This is a genomic window from Streptomyces botrytidirepellens, assembly GCF_003721215.1.
In the GTDB taxonomy this organism is placed as follows: domain Bacteria; phylum Actinomycetota; class Actinomycetes; order Streptomycetales; family Streptomycetaceae; genus Streptomyces; species Streptomyces himastatinicus.
On sequence record NZ_RIBZ01000613.1, the window covers coordinates 1 to 4,428 of the forward strand.

The 4,428-nt window shown below is 72.2% G+C and carries 4 protein-coding genes; all 4 read left to right on the top strand.

Annotation, left to right across the window (positions count from 1 at the left end):
- Positions 1 to 205: 205 nt before the first annotated feature.
- The 4 genes from EEJ42_RS33725 (at position 206) to EEJ42_RS33740 (ending at position 4,286) form a co-directional block, all read left to right on the top strand.
- Positions 206 to 949, top strand: coding sequence for a YcnI family copper-binding membrane protein (locus EEJ42_RS33725; protein WP_123105857.1), 744 nt, complete (start codon positions 206 to 208; stop codon positions 947 to 949).
- Positions 950 to 1,056: 107 nt separating this feature from the next.
- Positions 1,057 to 1,719 carry an SCO family protein gene (locus EEJ42_RS33730; RefSeq protein ID WP_123105859.1) on the top strand — a complete coding sequence of 221 codons (663 nt, stop codon included), beginning with the start codon at positions 1,057 to 1,059 and terminating at the stop codon, positions 1,717 to 1,719.
- Positions 1,716 to 2,180: a copper chaperone PCu(A)C gene (locus tag EEJ42_RS33735; RefSeq protein ID WP_123105861.1), complete on the top strand. Its 465-nt coding sequence runs from the start codon at positions 1,716 to 1,718 to the stop codon at positions 2,178 to 2,180. Before EEJ42_RS33730 ends, EEJ42_RS33735 begins: the two co-directional genes overlap by 4 nt.
- Before the next feature lie 6 nt (positions 2,181 to 2,186).
- Complete coding sequence (locus tag EEJ42_RS33740; protein WP_123105863.1) at positions 2,187 to 4,286, top strand: copper resistance CopC/CopD family protein; 2,100 nt, start codon at positions 2,187 to 2,189, stop codon at positions 4,284 to 4,286.
- Positions 4,287 to 4,428 lie beyond the last annotated feature (142 nt).

A 4,428-nucleotide genomic window follows, 5' to 3' on the forward strand; every position in this document is an offset into this window, starting at 1 on the left:
CCTCGTCCGCCCCGCCCGCGCATGGACGGGGCGGACGAGGGCGGGACGACGGCCGTCGTCCTCCAGCACAGCGTGATCAGGCGGGGTCCTCCGGCGTACGACCTCGCGGCCTGACGCGACACTCCTCCAGCGGGACCGGAGGGTGGCCGTGCCGGAGCCGCACGCGCGCCACCTCACCGATCACTCCTCATCTGGAGCGTTTGACATGAACGCCAAGCGTCGTCGTCTGCCGGTTCTCGGAGGTCTCACCGCGGGCGCCCTGGTGCTGCTCGCCGCGGGCCCCGCCTTCGCGCACGTCACCGTGCAGCCGGAGCGGGCCGAGAAGGGCGGCTACAGCACCGTCGACTTCAAGGTGCCCAACGAGCGGGACGACTCCTCGACGGTCAAGCTCGAGGTCAACCTGCCCACCGACCATCCGCTCGCCTCCGTCATGCCCCAGCCGGTGCCCGGCTGGGACGTGAAGGTCACCAAGTCCAAGCTGCCCAAGCCCATCGAGACGGACGACGGCAAGGTGACCGAGGCGGTCACCAAGATCACCTGGACCGGCGGAAAGATCGAGCCGGGCATGTTCCAGCAGTTCCCGGTCTCGGTCGGCCCGCTGCCGAAGGACGCCGACCAGCTCGCCTTCAAGGCCCTCCAGACGTACGACGACAAGCAGGTCGTGCGCTGGATCGAGGAGCCGAAGGAGGGCGCGCCCGAGCCCGAGAACCCGGCGCCGGTCCTCGAGCTCACCGACGCGGCCGAGGGCTCGCACGGGCACGGCTCCGCGAGCGCGGGTGACGCGGAGGGGACGAAGGCCACGGCGTCCGGCGACACGGCGAAGACCGCGTCGGAGTCGGACGACGACGGCACCGACACCACCGCACGGGTGCTGGGCATCGCGGGCATCGTCATCGGCGCCGCCGGGGTCACCTTCGGTGTCCTCGCGGGCCGCCGCCGCTCCGCCTGACCAGAGCCGACCAGCCTGACCAGCCGGTACCCCGCGTGACGGCGGCGGCCACGGGCCCGCCGCCGTCACGCAGCACCGATCCAACGATCTCTTTGGAGAACAGCTCCATGCGCACCAAGATCCTGGGCTCCGCCCTCGTCGTCGCCGCGGCGCTCACCCTCACCGCCTGCGGCGGCTCCGGCGACGGCGGTGACAAGGGGGACAGCGCCGCCAGCGTCTCGGGCGGCCGGAAGACGGGACAGGCGATCGTCCTGAACAACGACGCCAAGACCAAGCCCGACCTGGTCCTCACCGACACCGAGGGCAAGAAGTACGACCTGCTCAAAGAGACCAAGGGCCGCCCGACCCTGGTCTTCTTCGGCTACACCCACTGCCCGGACGTCTGTCCGCTGACCATGAGCAACCTCGGCATCGCCGTGTCGAAGCTGTCCAAGGCCGAGCGGGAGAAGCTGCGGGTCGTGTTCGTCACCACCGACCCGGAGCGCGACACCCCGCAGCGGATGCGGAAGTGGCTGGACGCCCAGGGCGGCAAGGACTTCGTCGGGCTGACCGGCGACTTCGACACCATCCAGGCCGGGGCCAAGCCACTCGGCATCTTCATCGAGAAGCCGAAGAAGGAGAAGGACGGCAGCGTCATCGTCAACCACGGCGCCCAGGTGATGGGTTTCTCGCCCAAGGACGACAAGGGCCACTGGATCTACACCACGTCGACCTCGCCTCAGCAGTACGCCAAGGACCTCCCGAAGATCATCAAGGGGGAGAACCCGTGACCGCCCGGCACCGGGCCGCCGCCGCTGCCGCCCTCGCCCTCGGACTGACCGGCACGCTCGCCGCCTGCGGCGACGAGGGCGGCAGCGGGGACCGCCCCGAGCTGTCCGTCGGCGGCGCCTACATCCCGCGGCCCGCGATGGCCGACATGGCGGCGGGCTTCCTGACCGTGACCAACAAGGGGGGCGGCGCGGACAAGCTGACGTCCGTCACCACCCCGCTCGCCCACGACGTCACGATGCACACCACCAAGGGCACCCAGATGAAGCAGGTCGGCTCGCTCGACGTGCCCGCGGACGGCGCACTGAAGCTGACCAGCGGCGGCGATCATCTGATGCTGACAAAACTGGTCCACCGTCCGAAGGTCGGTGAGAAGGTCGAATTCACCCTGCACTTCGCCACCTCCGACCCCGTCACGATCAAGGTCCCGGTCGAGCCGATGACGTACCGTCCCAAGGACTGACAGCCGATGCCCTCGCTGACCTCCCCGACCGCCCGGCCCCGGCCCGGTGCCCGGATCTCCGTCACCGCCCGGCGGCTGCTGTCGGTCCTCGGCACGCTGCTCGCCTCGCTGCTGTGCGCGCTGAGCTTCGGCGCCGGACCCGCGTCCGCGCACGCCGCGCTCACCTCCACCAGCCCCGGTGAGGGTGCGGTGGTGAAGTCCGCGCCGTCGGACGTCTCGCTCACCTTCACGGAGGGCGTGCTGCTCGGCCGGGACGCGGTGCGCGTCCTGGACCCCAAGGGCAAGCGCGTGGACGCCGGGAAGGCGGCGCACGTGGGCGGCAAGTCGTCGACCGCGTCGGTCGCGCTGCGCTCCGGGCTGTCCGACGGCACCTACACGGTGGCGTGGAAGGCGGTCTCGGAGGACAGCCACCCGGTGAGCGGCGCGTTCACCTTCTCCATCGGCGCCCCGTCCAAGACCTCGGTCAAGGCGCCGACGGGCGAGGGCGGCGACAGCACGGTCACGGCCCTGTACGGCATCGGGCGGTACGCAGCCTACGGCGGCTTCGCGGCGCTGGTCGGCGCTAGCGTGTTCGCCGGGGTGTGCCGCTCCTCCCGCCCGGTCCGGAAGATCGCCGTCGGCGGCTGGGCGACGCTCTTCGGCGCCACCCTGCTGCTGTTGCTGCTGCGCGGGCCCTACGCCAACTCCGAGGGGCTCGGCACGGTCTTCGACCTCGGCGGGCTCGGCGACGTCCTCGACACCAAGCCGGGCGCGGCGCTGCTGTCCCGGCTGCTGCTGCTCGGCGTGGCCGCCGTCTTCCTGGCCGTGCTCTTCGGCTCGTACACCCGCCGCACCGAGGCGGCCGAGGAAGACGCCAAGCGGCGCCAGGACCTCGCCTTCGGGCTCGGCTTCGGCGGCGTCGTCGCCACGGTGGGCCTCGCCGCGACCTGGGCCATGGCCGAGCACGCCTCGGTCGGTATCCAGCGGCAGCTGGCCATGCCGGTCGACGTGATCCACCTGGTCGCGGTCGGGGTGTGGCTGGGCGGTCTGGCCTCGCTCGCGGTCACGCTCCGCGCGGGCGTGCCGATCGAGCGGGCGGCCGTGCTCCGCTTCTCCCGGCTCGCCTTCGGCTCCGTCATCGCCCTGGTCCTCACCGGGCTGTACCAGTCGTGGCGGCAGGTCGGCTCCTGGAAGGCGCTCACCGGCACCGAGTACGGGCGGTGGCTGCTGATCAAGGTGGCGCTGGTGGCGGTGCTCGTCGGCATCGCCGCCGTCTCGCGCCGCTGGACCGCCCGCCTGACGGACGCCGGAAGCGCGGAGAAGGCACAGGTGGCGGCGGAAGCGGAGGTCCGGACGGAGGCCAAGGCGGTGGTGAAGGAGCCGGTCCGTACCGGCGCCGCCGGAGCCGACTCCGGCTCGGACGACAGCTCCGGCGAGGGTTCCGGCGCGGAGTCCCCCGCGGACTCCGCGTCCGGTGAGGCAGCCGCGTCCGGCGACAAGGGCGGCGTCCCGGCGAAGACCGGGGACGGTGAGGGGGCGGACGACGACCCCGTACGCGCCGCCCAGCTCGCCCGTCAGCGCGCTGCCAAGGACAAGACCGCCGCCCAGCGGGAGCGCGACGCCGACCCGCAGCGCAGCGGACTGCGCCGCTCCGTGATCGCCGAGACCGTCGTGGCCGCCGTGCTGCTCGCGGTGACCACCGTGCTGAGCGGCACCCAGCCGGGCCGGGCGGAGACCGGGAAGCCCGCGGCCGCGGCCGCGGACCCCGGTGGGCTGAACGTCGATCCGGTGAGCGTGTCGATCCCGTACAACACCGGCCCCAAGAGCGGGCGCGGCAAGGCCATCGTCATGCTCGACCCGGCGCTGCCCGGCGACAACGCCCTCAACGTCTTCATCAGCGACTTCGCCGACCGCCCGATCGACGTGCCGGAGGTGAAGGTCTCCCTGACGCTCAAGCAGAAGGGCCTGGGCCCGCTGTCGATCCCCCTCAAGCACCGCTCCACCGGACACTGGAGCGCCCAGAGCGTGCAGCTCCCCATGGCCGGGAAGTGGCTGCTCTCCCTGACCGTACGCACCTCCGACATCGACCAGGTGACGGAGACCAGGAACGTGAAGGTCGCACAATGACCACTCGGCAGGCCCCGAAGGCCCCCGAAACCCCTGAATCCCCCGATACACCGCAGGACCGGCACACCGCCCCCGCCGGGGTGTCCCGGCGCCGTCTGCTGGGCACGGCCGGCGCCGCGGGCGCGGCCGGGCTCGTCGTCGG

Bases quoted from the DNA above. Each gene is read 5' to 3' on its own strand.
- EEJ42_RS33725 (WP_123105857.1), top strand. From the start codon at position 206: ATGAACGCCAAGCGTCGTCGTCTGCCGGTTCTCGGAGGTCTCACCGCG.
- EEJ42_RS33730 (WP_123105859.1), top strand. From the start codon at position 1,057: ATGCGCACCAAGATCCTGGGCTCCGCCCTCGTCGTCGCCGCGGCGCTC.
- EEJ42_RS33740 (WP_123105863.1), top strand. From the start codon at position 2,187: ATGCCCTCGCTGACCTCCCCGACCGCCCGGCCCCGGCCCGGTGCCCGG.